Here is a 15,645-nt window from a genome sequence, read left to right as displayed (position 1 = left end):
TTGGTGCAATTCACGAAACTCTTTGTATATGGCTTCATTTGAATCTTTTTATCAAGAATACCCCTGCTCGTATAATTCTCCCTTAAGTTGCGATCGCCCCTTCCAAACGGCGCAGCAACTTAAGGGTGCTAAGTTTTGCTTGGAATGTGGTTTTCCAGCAACTTTACCACAGGAGGCTGAGATTAAAGGAAGTCAGGGAACTTATCAAATAGCTCGTTTTGTCGGTGTGCGGGGTTTAGGCCGCTTATACTCAGGTGTTCAACTTAAAGACAAACAACCTGTAATCATCAAAGAATACCTGCTCCCCAATCGTTCTTTTAATGAAAGTGAGACTCAAAAGCGGAAAGAGACTTTTAAACGGGTGGGTGGGATAAGTTTAGCCGATAGTCGAATTCAAAACTTCCGTCTTGTGGAAACTAAAGAAGCGATCGCAGATGCAAAAGGAGAACGCTGCTATTTAATTACTCAAGGCATAGATTCATCCCAAACTTTAGGTAAGTATCTCATAGAAAAGGGAGCAATGACTTCTCTTGATGTGCGTGAAGTACTAAATCAAGGTTTACAAACTCTCCAGTTTCTCCACACCCAAAAGCTGCGTTTTCCCTCCAATCAAACACAACTGGGTATCACTCACGGCAATATCAATTTAGATAGTACTTTAATTAAAGTAGAAAATAATCAAAAGTTTTCTATATACTTTTGTGATTTAGCTATCTGGGAAAACTTATTTATTCCACCGATTATTCCTCAACCTGCTCCCGCCAGGACTGGTCAAGATTTAGAATCATTAGGATTGTTAGCCTTTTCTTTATGGGCAGGGCGGACAACTAATTTTTCATCTAACCAGCCTCTCGATCCTAGAGATTATCAACAATGGCCGGATACCGATAGCCATTTAAAGCAATTTATTTATCGTTTAATTGGGCTGGAAACTCCTTTTGAGAGTGCAGAAGCGGCTCGTCAAGCACTGCTAGAACTTCCTCAAGAAGATCGTGCTAAAAGTTCAAGTTCAGTGCGATCGCCAGGTTCTCAAGAAATAAAAAAGCCTTTGCCAATGCCTTTACTTTTGCTAGTAATCCTGTTTTTATTACTACTTGGTGGGGGAATTTGGTATTGGCTTTGGGGCAGGAAAACAGATAATCCTAATCAATATATACAATGGTCTAGACTTGTGCGGAATTTTTCAGAAGTCCCCAACGTTCCTTCTGGACAATTTACCTACACAGGAGAAAAAGATAGTACATGGAGTTTTGTTTTAACGCAATTAGTAGACAACAGTCGTTTAAGAGATTTATTGACCAGACCAAAGCCAGATGCAACAGCAACATTTGACTATAAATCTGTTTTGTCATCAAATGTAAATAATCCGATTAAAAGTCTCGAAGAAGTCCAAACAAACAAAAAAGATTTTGCAATTACTAGTTTGGTAGACAAGATCACAGATAAACTTGCTAAAAAAGCAGTTGCTTATGATGGGTTACTTGTTTTTGTAGCATTTAATAAAAGAGACTCAAATCTTGCCAATGCTCTTGGGGGGCAAATCAATCTTGAGCAATTGCGTCAAATTTACACAGGCAAAATTACTAATTGGCAGCAGATTAGTCCCAAACTTCCAAATCTGCCTGTGAAACCTTTTGCCCCAACTGAACCAGAAGCAATCAGTAAATTTCAAGAAATAGTCCTGAAAAATGCCCCTCAAGACGAAGCTTTATTTGCAGCGAAAGTTACTAAACTTGATACGACAAAAACCCAAAACCTAATACGCCGTGAGACTTTAGAGGGGCGAACCACTGGTATTATCAGTTTTGGGATTATCAGTAAAACTTCGAGTCAGTGTACTGGCTATCCTCTAGCGATCGCAGATGCTAAAAAGTCCGCTATTCAACCTCTGTTTCAAAAGCGCGATCGGCGCTCAATTAATCCCTCAGATGACTTGTGTCAGCATGATGATTATTATGTTGATGTCACAACTTTCCAAAGCTACCCTCTGGGATACCCTATTTTTGTAGTGTACCCTAAAGACAGCAACCGCCTGCCTGGTGGTTCTACATTTGCCCAGATGCTAACTACTCGTCAGGGTCAGTGTTTACTTAGTAAAGTAGGTCTTGTAGCTTTACAACCTATGCCTGATGATATAAAATCTTATGCCTGCAAATCGGTGCCCTAATCCCAGTTGCGAATATTTTAACCGCGCCCTGCCTAACAACGCTAAGGTTTGTCCCTGGTGTTCCACTCCTGTGGGTAATGTAGTTGCCCCTACAACACAACCGCCTAGTCAACCACCGCCCAATCAACAACCGCCTGTTCAGTATCAGCGCCCAGCCACAGACCAACCTAACTACCAACCTCCCCAACAAGCTCCTGTTGATTATTCAACAGTCTATCAGCCAAGAGTTTCCTATCAACCAACACCGCCTGTTTATACCCCTCCCACTCAAAGAGCGCCAGCCTTAAAGCTGATTCATAGCACCGGCAGAGAATTTCACCTCGTTGGGGAAGGAGGTTATATTGGTCGCCGCAGTCAGAGTCCAGGAATAGCACCGCCAGAAATTGACTTGACTGGTATTCCCAGTGAGGGAATAGTCTCTCGTCGTCATGCGCGAGTCGATTGGGACTGGTCGCAAAATTCCTACATGATTGTTGATATGAGTACAAATGGTATTTATTTAAACAACAATCCTCTGACTCCCGGTATGCAGTATCGCCTGCTTAACGCTGATTTACTGCGATTTGGTCAGGATAACCTAGTTAATTTCACTGTATATATTGTGTAGTAAAAAGTTGATTTGGTAATCAGCATTCTCTGTTTTGCAACTACATTAAGTATACCCCTCTCCAATCCTCACGCTACTTGCTTTCATAGGGGGAACGCTAAAAGCGAACAAGTAGGGCATTGCCCCGCCCAACGCAGTGATCCTAAAGGGCTATGGTTTACACACAAGTTGAAAAAGCTTGATTTTCCATTGTTCTCTCGTTTATCTGGTTCCCATGCTCTGTATGGGAATGGCTTATTAGGAGCTGCTGCCTCCAATCAGGCATTGAATGCATGGAGAGTCGGAAACTGGGCAATACTGTTCGGTTAAGGCAACAGACGTGATGAATCGCCGTCTCTACAATAATCAGTCTTTCGTCTTGACGGCGATTTATCGCGTCTTTGTAATCTAAAATTTTCATCAAAAAACCTTAACCGAACCATATTGGGAGACTGGGAACGAGAAAAATATTAAGCTAGGTTTTTAGGACTTGTGTATTGTTTCGCAAGACTGACCTTAATTTTAATACCGTCCTCTTCTTGCAGTGCTTGGCGTAGATGATCGCGAACCTCTGTCAAGTCTGGTTTTAGTCTGATCGCGTGCTGATAATATTTGATTGCAGCCTTGATATCTCCTGATTGGTGGTGAACCTTGCCCAAATCGTAATTGAGTGCAGCATAGTGATCTTGATCCGTTGCGGATAGTTTGTCTTGTGCATAGAGGACGGTTGCGATTCCTACCTCGGCTTCAAGGTAGTTCGGTCGCAGGGCTTGGGCGCTTTGGTAATGTGCGATCGCCTCCTCCAAGTTTTCTTGTTCTTGGAGAGCAAATCCTAGATGATAATGAACTTCTGGTTGGTTTGGATTTAGGACGAGAGATTGCCGATAGTATTCCGTTGCAGTTTCTAAATCATCTGCCTGTTTGCAGTGGTTGCCTAATTCATAATTGAGGGCAGCATAATGCGCTTGTTTTTCTGAGGGCAGCTTTCCCTGGACATAAAGAGCATTCGCTAAACTTGCTTCGGCTTCAAGATAGTTGGGTTGCACGGCTTGGGCGCTTTGGTAATGTGCGATCGCCTCGTCCAAGTTTCCTAGTTTTTGGAATGCGATGCCGAGGTGATAGTGAGCTTCTGCTAGAGTGGGCTGCATTGTGATGGATTGGCGATAGTATTCGATCGCAACCTTTAAATCACCTACCTGTTTTCGTTTAGTACCCAATTCATAGTTGAGGGTGGCGTAATGCAGCTGCTTTTCTGGGGGTAATGTTCCTTGGGCGTAGCGGGCATTTGCCAAAATTACTTCTGCTTCGATGGAGTTGGGCTGGAGTTCTTGGGATTTTTGGTAATGTGCGATCGCGGCTTCCCATTGATTCTGTTGTTGCAACGTATAGCCAAGATTATGATGGATTGCTGATGAAAGCATTGAGGATTCAGAGGGGAGTGCTAAAGCTTGCTCATAGGCTGCTTCCGCTTCTGGTAATTGATTTTGAGCTTGATGCAAATTGCTTAAACTAAACCAAGCTTTCACGTCTTGAGGTTGCACCTGAAGGAGATATCTAAACAACTCTTCAGCGATTGAGTACTTTCCTTTGTGATGCATCAAGACTCCTAACCGATAGAGTGCGCGCCTGGGTGTTGAGGTTGCACGTTCAGAATTTGACGATAGCCTTGCTCTGCTTGATCGAGTCGGTTGGTTTGTTGGTAATGGGTAAAACGGTGGAGCGCTTCCGGAATTGTTCTTAAATTTAGCGCTTGATTTTGGTGCGATCGCTTGAACTGGATCAGCATGGTTTTGATCTGACGGGCTTTGGCTCCAAACGAAAACTTGTATGCCTCGTTGCCCATCAGGAAATCATAGACTTTAAATTTATTGTCGATCGCATGTTGAATCCCATAGGCATGAAGAACCAGACCAGAAGAAAGCTCTCTGGCGGTGTCGTCGCGACCTGCGATGAAGAAGAGAGCCGTTTTGCGATCAAAATCCATTAGGTTTGCGATCGCGCCCAGCGGTTGGTTCCCTTGCCAGAGCACTGGTAAGTATAAGCTTTGGTGTGCAAAGCTATGACGCAAAAGTAACCCAATTTTCTCTACGATTTTTTGGCAGTAGTCTGCGCCTTTTCTGCCTTCCCAATTGGTTTGCCAAAATCCTAAATTGAACTTCAGGATCGGTTTTGTATACGGAGTCCCAATGGTGTCTGATCCTTTGAAACGTTTCAAAATTATCAATGATCTCAATTTCGATGTCTTTCATACTGACTCTCTGGCAAATAGAAGGTGACGCAGTTGCAAAAAATCTCCTGGCTGAAAGCGGCCAAGTATCGCTTTCAAGAGCCAGGAGATTTGTGAACTATCAAAAGCTAAAGTGGAAATTTCTTTTCTTAAAGTGTAGAAAAAACCTGGATTGCTGCGGCGACCTCGGATACACGAATGACGTGCTCAGATTTCTTGCCCTCAGGCGCCTATTTTCTAACAACTACCAGTAATTAAGCATATAATACAATCTATCTAAAGAAGTATAAAAATTTTGGTTTTTCAGTAGATAGTATGCAAAATACGTCTGTAAATCGCTTGAAACATTTGCTGGGCAATAATAAAAGTCGTTATTCTTAGCGTTTTAGGCAAGATTTCTGAAATTGATGCTAAAACTGCTTGCAAGTCCTGATTTTCAAGGCATTTTACTGACTTTAGACATCGTAATGTTTTCAATTTCCTTGTCAACTTAATTGCGGGTTTGACTGCTTATACTTATTTGCCTTAAAAACCATTTATTGACATCTACCCCAAATAGTTACCTGCTCTACATCCTGCTATTTTTAGTTCATCGAACTCACATTTATTAAATCCAAAATCCAATATTCGGTCATTAGTCATTTTCGCTTATCACAAAGGACAAAGGACAATAGACAAATGACGGTGGACAGAGGACAAAGGAAAAATGAGCAATGTATTTCGGGAATTTCTGCAAAAAGTAGGCAGCGGAAACCACACAGCTGAGAATTTAACTCGCGCCCAAGCAGCCACTGCTACTAAAATGATGCTGCTGGGTGAAGCGACACCAGCCCAAATTGGAGCGTTTTTGATTGCTCATCGAATCAAGCGTCCAACGGGAGAAGAGTTAGCTGGAATGTTGGATGCTTATGAAGAACTGGGGCCAAAACTGCAACCCATAGCCTCTGGGCGACCAGCGATCGCTCTTGGCATCCCCTATGATGGTAGGACACGCACAGCACCAATTAGTCCCGTAACAGCTTTACTACTCGCCGCAGTGGGACAACCAGTGGTAATGCACGGTGGCGATCGCCTACCAACTAAGTACGGCTTACCCCTGATAGATATTTGGCATGGTTTAGGAGTCGATTGGACTACCCTACCCCTAGCACAAACTCAACAAGTATTTGAGCAAACAGGAATTGGCTTTATTTATTTACCTCAGCATTTTCCCTTAACTACAAGTCTTTGGGAGTACCGCGACCAACTTGGCAAACGTCCGCCGTTGGCGACAATGGAGTTAATTTGGTGTCCCTATGCTGGGGATGCTCACGTAATTGCTGGATTTGTCCATCCGCCGACAGAAGGGATGTTTCAGATAGCTTTCGGACTGCGGGGAGTAACAAAATTTACACTAGTCAAAGGATTGGAAGGTAGTTGCGACTTACCGCGCGATCGCACTGCAATCATCAGCTTATCCTCATCCGTAGCACCCCAAGAGGTAGAACGATTGCACCTCGTACCGCGTGATTACGGCTTTACTACCAAGAACGTACCCCTTGGAACTACTGAAGAACTGCTGGCGGATATTCAAGCGGTTTTGGCAGGTAAACCAGGTGAATTGATGCAAACAGCCTTGTGGAATGGCGGATTTTATCTATGGCGGAGTGGTATTTGTTCAGATATGGCAGAGGGTTTAGCTAAAGCAGAAGAATTATTAACCAATGGTGTAGTAGCAGCTAAACTCCAAGAACTGAGCCAGGTAGTAAATTCAGTATCAGCAGCATTTGTGGCAGTGTAAACACATGGATTTCATCACTTCCAAGTGTCAACACAATTCGTAATTAATTACGAATTACGTTAGCGTAGCGTTAGCGAGTCTTTTCCCAAGGGGAGACGTCAAGGGCGATAGCGTAGCGTTAGCCAGTCTTCTCCCAAGGGGAGACGCTAAGAGCGAACGAGCGTCATTACGAATTACGAATTACGAATTATTTACTCAGCGACTCCTCCAAAATAGACTTTTGTTGCAACCAATCCTGACCCACTTGGATACTGATATCCGAGCCAAGGTTGCCAGTACTTTCCACCCGCACTTCTCCAAATCCCAAAGTGCTGCGAATTGATTCAGCACTGTCACTATCTCCTTGTTGGGCGACAATGTGAGTTACATCTAGAGGTTCACCCCATGCTTTGGCGACATAGATGTTGCGATATCCAGATTTTTCCAAGGCTCTAATTAACGGTTGGAGGTTAGAGCGATCGCCACCTGTACTATCTTGAATTGCTACACGCAAAGAGCGTGGATCGGTCGCAGTCGCCAGCTGTTCCTGTTCTGAGTCCAAACCAAAGTGTTGAGCCATGAGTTTGGCAATACCATCTTTGTTGGGCAACCAATAGCTAGCATCAAACTCGCCTTTCTCGCTAAAGCGACCTGGCAGCATTAACATTTGCATATTAGAGCGATTTGTCCGCACCCCAAAACCCATTAGCGCCACTAACTCTTCAACTGTCAAGTTGGTATCAATGTGTTCTTTCACGACATCAAGAACTTTAGGTAATTGAGCAACAGTAGCTGGGTTGAGTGTTTGATCCATCAAAGCACGCATGACCATTTGCTGGCGCTGAATCCGACCAATATCACCGAGTTCGTCATGGCGAAAACGCAGCAATTGTAGTACCTGATCGCCGTTTAGATGCTGCTTACCAGCCTTCAAATTGATGTACAAATGCTGAGAATCATCTTGGTATTTCATATCTTTAGGGACGTAGACAGTCACGCCACCCAAAGCATCAATCAGCTTGGCAACTCCCAAAACATTAATTCGCACATAGCGATCAATTCCCGCCCCTCCTAAGAGATTACTGACAGTTCTGGCAGTCAAAGCTGGCCCACCTTCAACGTTGGCGGAATTAATTTTTTTTACTCCATAACCCTCTATTTCTGTGCGGGTATCTCTGGGAATGGAGAGCATATTTATTTTTTTTGTCTCTGGATCAAATTTGACCAAGAGCATCACATCAGAAAGACCATCAAAAGAGTTTACTTGGGGCAGGTATTTGAGATTTTTGGTATCTTCAGGAGGGTTTTGGATATCTGGGGGAAGTACGCTCATTCCCATCACCAAAAGATTTACCGGACGAGTTAATTCTGAAAATCGCAGCACACCTCCAGAAATGCGATCGCTATCAAAAGCCGCCTCATCCTTTGGAGTTAGCTGCGCTTGTTGCAAAGGCGTACTGGTCAAAGACACCGCCAAAAGCGCCCCCGCAGTTGCTGATACCATCGCAATACCACTCATACCTACCCAAAACCACAGCCAACGTCCTGATGTCGAGTTTTGGGAAATTTTTTTATTGGACTTTGAAGCTTTTCCTGACTGGTTTTCTTCCGCCGAACTTCTTTGAATCGTCACAGACTTCCTCACACTTACTCACTAATCAAATTCAGTAATTTTGCAGACTAAAAACACCCAAACAAATCAACCCATAATAGCTAACTCTTAATTATCGGTGCTAACTTTTTTAATGTAGTGTCAACCACAACACTTATAGCAGCATTTATTCTTTTTTTGGGACAACCTGGAGATGTTTTACTGAAGTATGGCAATAATAAACTGGATTTGACTAGATATATAGATAAATCAGCCAGAAGTTTTCCAAAAATCAGTAAAAACACCGACAAATTATCACCAGGAAAAATTAAGATAAATACTTGCCAAGCACTCGTTCAGCTAAACTACTAAACCCTGGTAAACGACCAGATTTGCCCTGCATTAGGCGCAAAATCAACCAAACACTTACTAAAAAGTAACCTGATGTGAGAAAGCTATTGAGGATAAATAGACGTAGCGGAAAAAAATCTGAAGTTGCTGCTCCGGTAGCTAATAATAGATAACTCAACAACCAAGTAAGTGCCAAAGTAATAGACAGACGACTAATAGCAAGTTGTTCCCGACTACCCTGGCCCCGATAGAGCGTCCACAAGGATGGAAAAAAGCCGACGATGGGAACTAAATGTAAAAGCAACTGTGTTTTGGACATTGGGGATGGAGCATTATTATTCTCCCCCTGCTCCCCTGCTCCCCTGCTCCCCTGCTCCCCTGCTCCCCACTCCCCATTACCCCTTATCCCCAGAGGGGGCCCCACCTTCCCCATTCCCCACTCCCCATTCTCTTTTGGTTCAAAATTCTCCATTGGGGTTAGTCTAACTCCTAAACTAGAAGGATGAATAAGACTCATATAGTTAGAGATAATAAGCTGTAAAGAAAAATTTCATTTAGTTCTATTCCAATCAGCTCAAAATGCAGACACGCAAGCTACTCGACTGGTGGCAAAGATTCACACCAATAGCGCGAATCGGGGCGATCGCGTTATTCCTTCCGCTGCTAGTTCTCAATGGTTGGGCACTTTCGGTATTCTTTAATTATTTCCATTCTCTCATAGTCATTTTAGTTGGAGCCTCAGTGCTAGCATTTCTGCTCAACTACCCCGTGAGCTGGATGGAGCATCATGGTGCGAAGCGAGAGCAAGTTGCTATTTTAGTATTTCTCTTGGCTTTATCGATTTTATTGGCGTTGGGTGTGACACTTTTTCCCCTGGCTCTTACCCAAGCTGAACAACTGGTGGCTCGTTTGCCAGAGTTAATCGACTCTGGACGCTCTCAGTTAATGATATTAAACGGGAAAGCTGAGACTTTTGGCTTACCGATTAACCTCGATGCTCTGGTGGTGCAAATCAACGATCGCGTCAAAGGACAATTACAAGCGATCGCCGGACAAGTTTTAAATCTGGCTGTACTCACAGTTACTAGTCTGCTAGATATTCTCTTGACGATGGTTTTGACTTTTTATCTTTTACAGCATGGAGGTGAACTCTGGGAAAGTTTAGTCGAATGGCTACCTAATAAATTTCGCGAACCTTTCTCTAAAACAGTCCGCTTAAGCTTCCAAAATTTCTTCATCACCCAGTTGATTTTATCTACCTGTATGGCTTCAGCCCTGATTCCTACCTTTTTGTGGCTGAAAGTGCCATTTGGATTGCTATTCGGACTAACTATTGGTCTGATGGCTCTCGTCCCCTTTGGCGGTTCTGTAGGCATCGCCCTGACTACACTATTGGTAGCGTTGCAAGATTTTTCAATGGGTGTGAGAGTGTTGATCGCAGCGGTAATTGTACAGCAAATTCTCGAAAATTTAATTGCTCCCCGAATTTTAGGCAGTTTTACTGGTTTAAATCCAGTTTGGATTTTAATTTCGGTCTTAACAGGGGCAAGAGTTGGCGGACTGTTGGGTGTAATTGTGGCAGTACCTACAGCTGTTGTGATTAAGACTGCTTTAAGTGCCTTGCGTCCTGGTAGCGGGACAAACGACAGCACCATTGGGGAGATAACTGCATCCGTTCCAGCAAATGAGTCCTCGAAAGCTGATGCCAACAACACTTTGAGCATTTCGGAAGCGACATTGCCCTAATACAAGAAGGCAGGAACAGTCAGTGTATCATCAGTTATTTATAAGGAACGGTAAGGGGCAAGGGAAAGGGTAAAAAGCTATCGCTCCTATGTGGGGTACTATTATCAACCTTTTACCCTTTACCCCTCTTATTTATTTATTAAATTCTGTTGCGAGCAATTGTTTAATATAAAAATTTTCCAAATACCTTGAAAAGTCAGTCCTTACCACAAGACATGAATACCAATTGGTGTTTTGCTTCAATGTTCTAGATAGCTTTCAAGCTTTGTCAGTTCTGTCTTGCGACCATAAAACATTAACGCATCCATAGCATTGTCCCAATCCTGTTGAAAATTTGCCCTTCGGGTTTCTGACTCTTGAATTAACTCCAATAACTTGAGTGTTCTGAATTGAGTGCAAGCTGATGAATGAAACATAAACATCATCACTAACCCAATCACAGAAGCTTTTAATCATGGAAGCAATAACTGCCTATTATAATTTTCAACAAACTCAACATGGGCGATCGCTTTCAAGCAGTTGTCTTTGCTCTCAATATACAAAGGATTCACATGAGTACAATCACTACCAAAGACGGTACGCAGATATACTACAAGGACTAGGGAACAGGGTCCACAGTTATTCTCTCGCACGGCTGGCCGCTTAATGCTGATAGCTGGGAAATCCAAGCGCTGTTCCTGGCATCGCAGGGCGATCGCGTCATCACCCACGATCGCCGTGGGCATGGCAGATCGAGCCAGCCCTGGAATGGTAACGAGATGGACACCTATGCCGACGACCTCGCTACGCTGATCGAAACCCTCGACTTGAATGGTATTACTCTAATCGGCTTCTCCACGGGTGCATCCAAAAGAATCGATGCCTCTATTACCAAACATCTTGCAGCCGAACGTGCAGCAGTTGTCGTCAATTAGACATCTCCAGAAATTAATGATGTTTTACCTGAAACCCTTGTAGAGACATTACATATAACGTCTCTACATTCATTTTCGGAGATGTCTTAATTCATTTTGAACTATTTTTTACATTAATCTAATTTTCAGAATAATTATCGAATTTATAATTTCGGGAAGAAAACTACTTTGCAAGAAGTGCTTTTAAATTGCAGCAGGGGTGAAATTGCTAGGTTCTGCACTTGCCGATCAATACCATCTCCCTGAATAATCACCTGGGAACGTGACTGAATTAATTCCCGTATCTGTGGACAACCTAGAACAGAATTCAGTTCTGTTAAAGTAAAGAGAAATTCTATGTTTAATTTATCTAACGATGGTCGCAATGTCTGGTTTAAGTCTGGCACGTTAGGAAAATATTTAATGCCTTGCTTTTGCCAGTTTTGAAAATCAGCGGTTTGGATCAGTTTTCCTGCTTCTATTTGTGCTTGAAAAAATGCTGCAACTGTATCGGGTTCTAAACTATGGGTTGTTGCTTGCTGTTTAACCTTTAATAGTAACTCTTGTTCGCGCTTTAGATCCTCTATAGGACTTTTTTGATTCCATTTCCAGCGGGCTACATCATGTGCAATTAACAATCGCTGCTGGATCAATTTTAGTAATTTATCTACAGGCAGTTGTTGTTCTGCTACCCTAATAGCTTGGAGATTTACTAATTTTACTGACCTAGAGTTTTGAGCAACGAAATATAATTTTAACTTTGCAGCAACTACTGTACTACTGAAAAAAAGCCCAAAGAAAACTATGATGACAAACAACAGTGGATGCTTTCTAAAAAAACTTAAATTCATAGAAAAAAGCTTATACACCCTGCTACTTAGCACGAATTATCAGTAAATCTATAAAAATACAGTATTTTCAATCTCAAACAAAATATCTCATAGTTACTGACAAAAAGCAAATTCAGGCTTCTAGGGGTATTGTCTCCGTCAGCAGGAATTACGTGCTGCTCAAAGAGATGCTAAACGCGGTCGTAAATTGTTCCAAGCGGAAATTCAGTGGATTTGGGAGTATCAGAGAGATTGTCATGAGAGTAGCAAGATACCGAATTGAGGAAATGCATCATCAAGTTACCTCACTATGTTCTGAAAATAGAATGTGATAAATCGCACAATATACTTACTGTTGTATATTATTCTTGACAGATTAAGGTCATAAACAATTTGTCAATCAGTAATAGTTGGCAAGAATACACCTTGTTGTGCATTGATAATGTAGGTAGATGTAGAGCCGATTTCTTTGTTAAAGATGATTTTTCTCAGCACTGACATAATTCACGCTTTAAGAGTACAGCCTGAAATGAACTCTGCAAGAATTGCTATTTGCTGAGTAAATTGGGATATAGATGCGGAAAATTTTTCTGTGTAAACTTGACCAGCAAATGGTATGAAAAACTATTATCAAGATTTTTTAATTCGTGATTGGGTGAAAAGCGATCGCACAAGAGCCGCTGAAGTGATCAGTTATGTGTTATCAGAATACGGTCTGGGTTGGGAACCAAAGGGTGCTGACCGAGATGTGCTGCGCGTAGAGGAATGTTATTTAGCTACTGGGGGAGAGTTTTGGGTAATTGAACACCAAAGTCAGTTAGTAGGTACTGGAGCATACTACCCCATACACCGAGGCGAAAAAGCTGTAGAAATCCGCAAAATGTATCTTTTACCCAGCATCAGGGGTTTGGGATTAGGGAAATATTTGTTACAACAGCTAGAAGCAGCGATCGCAAAGCGTGGTTTTCAACAAATTTGGATTGAAACCGCCAGCGTTTTGGTGGAAGCAGTCAAGCTGTATGAAAGCAATGGCTACACTCCAGCAACAGGAGTAGAAACAACAAGGTGCGATCGCGTGTATGTTAAGTCATTGGTCAAAGACTAATGACTAATGACTCAATGACAAAGGACAATTCTAAATGCACGCTTGGATTAAAAATCTCACAGGCTTACTCAATCTTTTTCTCCAATCCCATTGCCCTCTATGTCAACGCGCAACTTCCCAAGAATTCTGTCAGAACTGCACCAGACAACTGCAAAAATGTCAACGTAAAGACCCGATTTCTCTATGGCAAGAACCTATACCTGTGTTTGGCTGGGGGGAATATGGTGGCCCGGTGAAACGAGCAATTGCAGCGATGAAATACGAAAATCAACCCCAAATAGCTCGTCCTTTGGGTCAATGGTTAGGAGAAGCATGGTTGTTAAATTCACCGAGGCGAGATAGCCAGCCTGTAGTAGTTCCCATCCCACTCCACGCTAGCAAACAAAAGCAACGTAAATACAATCAAGCCGCACTAATAGCACAAAGTTTCTGCGAAATAACCGGATTAAAATTGAAACTAAACGGTTTAGCAAGAGTGCGAGAAACTGAAGCGCAGTTTGGTTTGTCGGTGTCTAAACGAGAAAAAAACTTGGATAAAGCTTTTGCTATTGGGCAAGAATTTCGCCATCATCCTCCAAATGTCCCAGTGCTGTTAGTGGACGACATTTATACTACTGGTGCTACTGCCAGGTCTGCTGTGCAAACACTTCGTCAGTATGGAATTGTGGTCTTAGGATTAGTTGCTGTAGCTACTGCCGTCAAAGACGGATAAATTAAGAAGTAATGGGCAAGCTTTGACAGATAAGTACATAAATTGACCGAATTACCCTATTTTTGTAGAAAAATTGCTTGAAATGTATGAATAAAGTTTTTGCGGCAGGTTTAAAACAACTCATTATCATTCCTGCCACATTGCTGGCAATAGGCATTAGTACAAGTGCAGCTTTTGCTCAAAATAAATTATATAGTCCAATTCCTTTATCTAACAGCACTGAACTTTCCGATAGCCTGTCCGACAAAGACATTCCCACAGGTCAAGGTGGGTTTGCCCGTGATTACACAGTAAAGTTGCAGAAGGGTGATAATTTAGCAGTTGACCTGTCATCGGAAAACTTTGACAGTATCATCACACTGCTGGCACCTGATGGTTCGACTTTAGCAGAAAATGATGATGGCCCTGATGGTAGTAGCAATTCCTTACTCTTTACTCGCATCGTGGAGACAGGGAGTTATGTGATTCGTGTCCGGTCTTTTGGGGAAACTGGGGTTGGGGCTTTTAAACTCAAGGTGACAAAGTTGCAACCGATTAAATGAAGTAGTCATTAGTCATTGGTCATTAGTCATTGGGCATTGGGCATTGGGCATGGCGCATGGGGCATTGGTTATTAATTCTTTTCTCCCCCTGCCTCCGCTGCTCCCTCTGCTTCCCCCTTCCCCCTTCCCCACTCTCCTGATCTTAAAAAACGGTCAAGACACAAAGAAATAGGGCTTCAGTCCACTCAACGACTGCGCCGTAGGTATCTCCGGTGTGTCCGCCTAGTTTATGGTTGAACCATGCACCAGTTAAAGTGGCGATCGCACTTCCAACAACTATCATTGTCAGTGCGAGAAATAGCTGTTGTTTATCTATTAGCCAAAGTAAACCACTCAAACTAAACAACAACACTAATCCCGGTAACAAATCTTTGTAAGAACGAATCGCTTGTTTGTGAAATGCGCCTTTACCAGTTGCTTTTAGATAAGGATATCGCGCGATCGCTAGTTGCTGTCCCCAACGTCCCCAGCCACAAGCAGCCATCAGCAATAACCAACGGTTTTCTGGCATATCCGCTAAAGCTGTTATTTTCAGTATTACCAAGGCGATCGCAGCCATTGCCCCAAAGGCTCCTGTAGCACTATCCGCCATCACCTCCAGTCGCCGATCTGGGTCGCCCACTGCCAAACCATCGGCAGTATCCATTGCCCCATCTAAGTGCAATCCTCCAGTTATGGCAATCCAAACACTTACTACCAAAGCACTACGAGTTAGCACGGGCATCCCCAGATAATCCATCCCCGTATCCAGTAACCCTAAAATTCCCCCAATTATCAACCCAACAAGCGAAGCAAGACGTGCCACTCCCTGAAAGTCCAATCCGTTTAAATACGGTAGTGGAATACTTGTGTAAAATATAATACTAGCTGCCAGCTTTAACAGCAGCTTTTTCCACCACTGTTGCTGTTTCGTCATCTGAATTACATTAATTTTTGGTAAATTGCTGGATAATAGTCTTGATTTCGGTACAACCGACATGAGCAGACTTTAAAACTTTAAATAAGATTTACTTCTATTAAACATTCTCGTTGAAAATTTTGTTATGCTGGTCTAAGTGGCAATTAAGTATTTTTGAGTAATGTCTTATACAAAAATAAGTTGTTTAGGAAGTTAAAATTCCATCACGGAGCAAAAT

At 42.7% G+C, this 15,645-nt stretch carries 15 protein-coding genes; 8 read left to right on the top strand and 7 right to left on the bottom strand.

Annotated elements, in window-relative coordinates:
• Positions 1-28 precede the first annotated feature (28 nt).
• Both V7L12_RS15505 and V7L12_RS15500 read left to right on the top strand, forming a co-directional pair.
• Positions 29-2,167 (top strand): substrate-binding domain-containing protein, encoded by a 2,139-nt coding sequence (locus V7L12_RS15505; RefSeq protein ID WP_335085361.1) that lies wholly within the window; start codon positions 29-31, stop codon positions 2,165-2,167.
• On the top strand, positions 2,145-2,774 hold the full coding sequence (locus tag V7L12_RS15500) for an FHA domain-containing protein (protein WP_335085359.1): 630 nt from the start codon (positions 2,145-2,147) through the stop codon (positions 2,772-2,774). Before V7L12_RS15505 ends, V7L12_RS15500 begins: the two co-directional genes overlap by 23 nt.
• A gap of 449 nt (positions 2,775-3,223) precedes the next feature.
• On the opposite strand, the gene V7L12_RS15495 is transcribed toward V7L12_RS15500, so the two are convergent.
• Both V7L12_RS15495 and V7L12_RS15490 read right to left on the bottom strand, forming a co-directional pair.
• Positions 3,224-4,351 (bottom strand): tetratricopeptide repeat protein, encoded by a 1,128-nt coding sequence (locus V7L12_RS15495; RefSeq protein ID WP_335085357.1) that lies wholly within the window; start codon positions 4,349-4,351, stop codon positions 3,224-3,226.
• Between the two features lie 8 nt (positions 4,352-4,359).
• Positions 4,360-4,968 carry a GNAT family N-acetyltransferase gene (locus V7L12_RS15490; protein ID WP_335085356.1) on the bottom strand — a complete coding sequence of 203 codons (609 nt, stop codon included), beginning with the start codon at positions 4,966-4,968 and terminating at the stop codon, positions 4,360-4,362.
• Between the two features lie 718 nt (positions 4,969-5,686).
• Between V7L12_RS15490 and V7L12_RS15485 the strand changes: the two genes are divergently transcribed.
• Entirely contained in the window at positions 5,687-6,760 is a 1,074-nt protein-coding gene (locus V7L12_RS15485) for an anthranilate phosphoribosyltransferase family protein (protein ID WP_335085354.1), read from the top strand.
• Positions 6,761-6,947: 187 nt separating this feature from the next.
• On the opposite strand, the gene V7L12_RS15480 is transcribed toward V7L12_RS15485, so the two are convergent.
• Together V7L12_RS15480 and V7L12_RS15475 are read right to left on the bottom strand one after the other, a co-directional pair.
• A complete protein-coding gene (locus V7L12_RS15480; protein ID WP_335085352.1) occupies positions 6,948-8,372 on the bottom strand; it encodes an LCP family protein in 1,425 nt (474 codons plus the stop codon).
• Positions 8,373-8,658: 286 nt separating this feature from the next.
• On the bottom strand, positions 8,659-9,000 hold the full coding sequence (locus tag V7L12_RS15475; protein WP_335085710.1) for a hypothetical protein: 342 nt from the start codon (positions 8,998-9,000) through the stop codon (positions 8,659-8,661).
• A gap of 260 nt (positions 9,001-9,260) precedes the next feature.
• On the opposite strand from V7L12_RS15475, the gene V7L12_RS15470 reads away from it, so the two are divergent.
• The gene (locus V7L12_RS15470) at positions 9,261-10,427 is read left to right on the top strand and encodes an AI-2E family transporter (RefSeq protein ID WP_335085350.1); all 1,167 of its coding nucleotides are present in this window, start codon (positions 9,261-9,263) and stop codon (positions 10,425-10,427) included.
• A gap of 452 nt (positions 10,428-10,879) precedes the next feature.
• Here the strand turns inward: V7L12_RS15470 and V7L12_RS15465 are convergent, their stop codons facing one another.
• A complete protein-coding gene (locus V7L12_RS15465) occupies positions 10,880-11,152 on the bottom strand; it encodes a hypothetical protein (protein WP_335085348.1) in 273 nt (90 codons plus the stop codon).
• Between V7L12_RS15465 and V7L12_RS15460 the strand changes: the two genes are divergently transcribed.
• Positions 11,048-11,341, top strand: a complete 294-nt coding sequence (locus V7L12_RS15460) for an alpha/beta fold hydrolase (RefSeq protein ID WP_335085708.1) — start codon at positions 11,048-11,050, stop codon at positions 11,339-11,341. The genes V7L12_RS15465 and V7L12_RS15460 overlap by 105 nt on opposite strands.
• 143 nt (positions 11,342-11,484) lie before the next feature.
• Here the strand turns inward: V7L12_RS15460 and aroQ are convergent, their stop codons facing one another.
• Entirely contained in the window at positions 11,485-12,171 is a 687-nt protein-coding gene (gene aroQ / locus V7L12_RS15455) for a gamma subclass chorismate mutase AroQ (protein ID WP_335085346.1), read from the bottom strand.
• Positions 12,172-12,766: 595 nt separating this feature from the next.
• On the opposite strand from aroQ, the gene V7L12_RS15450 reads away from it, so the two are divergent.
• The 3 genes from V7L12_RS15450 to V7L12_RS15440 all read left to right on the top strand — a co-directional run bounded on the left by V7L12_RS15450 (position 12,767) and on the right by V7L12_RS15440 (position 14,509).
• The gene (locus V7L12_RS15450) at positions 12,767-13,255 is read left to right on the top strand and encodes a GNAT family N-acetyltransferase (protein ID WP_334820672.1); all 489 of its coding nucleotides are present in this window, start codon (positions 12,767-12,769) and stop codon (positions 13,253-13,255) included.
• A 34-nt stretch (positions 13,256-13,289) separates the two neighbouring features.
• Positions 13,290-13,967 (top strand): ComF family protein, encoded by a 678-nt coding sequence (locus V7L12_RS15445; RefSeq protein ID WP_335085345.1) that lies wholly within the window; start codon positions 13,290-13,292, stop codon positions 13,965-13,967.
• Positions 13,968-14,053: 86 nt separating this feature from the next.
• Entirely contained in the window at positions 14,054-14,509 is a 456-nt protein-coding gene (locus V7L12_RS15440; RefSeq protein ID WP_334820676.1) for a PPC domain-containing protein, read from the top strand.
• A 142-nt stretch (positions 14,510-14,651) separates the two neighbouring features.
• Here V7L12_RS15440 and cobS read toward each other — a convergent pair whose 3' ends face one another.
• Positions 14,652-15,425 (bottom strand): adenosylcobinamide-GDP ribazoletransferase, encoded by a 774-nt coding sequence (gene cobS / locus V7L12_RS15435; protein ID WP_335085706.1) that lies wholly within the window; start codon positions 15,423-15,425, stop codon positions 14,652-14,654.
• Positions 15,426-15,645: the final 220 nt, after the last annotated feature.

It is taken from the genome of Nostoc sp. (assembly GCF_036918245.1).
Taxonomy (GTDB): domain Bacteria; phylum Cyanobacteriota; class Cyanobacteriia; order Cyanobacteriales; family Nostocaceae; genus Nostoc.
Note: the sequence above shows the minus strand (reverse complement) of the source record. Positions and strands in the feature narration are given on the sequence as shown.

Bases quoted from the DNA above. Each gene is read 5' to 3' on its own strand.
- V7L12_RS15505 (WP_335085361.1), top strand. From the start codon at position 29: ATGGCTTCATTTGAATCTTTTTATCAAGAATACCCCTGCTCGTATAAT.
- V7L12_RS15500 (WP_335085359.1), top strand. From the start codon at position 2,145: ATGCCTGCAAATCGGTGCCCTAATCCCAGTTGCGAATATTTTAACCGC.
- V7L12_RS15495 (WP_335085357.1), bottom strand. From the start codon at position 4,351: ATGCATCACAAAGGAAAGTACTCAATCGCTGAAGAGTTGTTTAGATAT.
- V7L12_RS15485 (WP_335085354.1), top strand. From the start codon at position 5,687: ATGAGCAATGTATTTCGGGAATTTCTGCAAAAAGTAGGCAGCGGAAAC.
- V7L12_RS15475 (WP_335085710.1), bottom strand. From the start codon at position 9,000: ATGTCCAAAACACAGTTGCTTTTACATTTAGTTCCCATCGTCGGCTTT.
- V7L12_RS15470 (WP_335085350.1), top strand. From the start codon at position 9,261: ATGCAGACACGCAAGCTACTCGACTGGTGGCAAAGATTCACACCAATA.
- V7L12_RS15465 (WP_335085348.1), bottom strand. From the start codon at position 11,152: ATGCCCACGGCGATCGTGGGTGATGACGCGATCGCCCTGCGATGCCAG.
- aroQ (WP_335085346.1), bottom strand. From the start codon at position 12,171: ATGAATTTAAGTTTTTTTAGAAAGCATCCACTGTTGTTTGTCATCATA.
- V7L12_RS15450 (WP_334820672.1), top strand. From the start codon at position 12,767: ATGAAAAACTATTATCAAGATTTTTTAATTCGTGATTGGGTGAAAAGC.
- V7L12_RS15445 (WP_335085345.1), top strand. From the start codon at position 13,290: ATGCACGCTTGGATTAAAAATCTCACAGGCTTACTCAATCTTTTTCTC.
- V7L12_RS15440 (WP_334820676.1), top strand. From the start codon at position 14,054: ATGAATAAAGTTTTTGCGGCAGGTTTAAAACAACTCATTATCATTCCT.
- cobS (WP_335085706.1), bottom strand. From the start codon at position 15,425: ATGACGAAACAGCAACAGTGGTGGAAAAAGCTGCTGTTAAAGCTGGCA.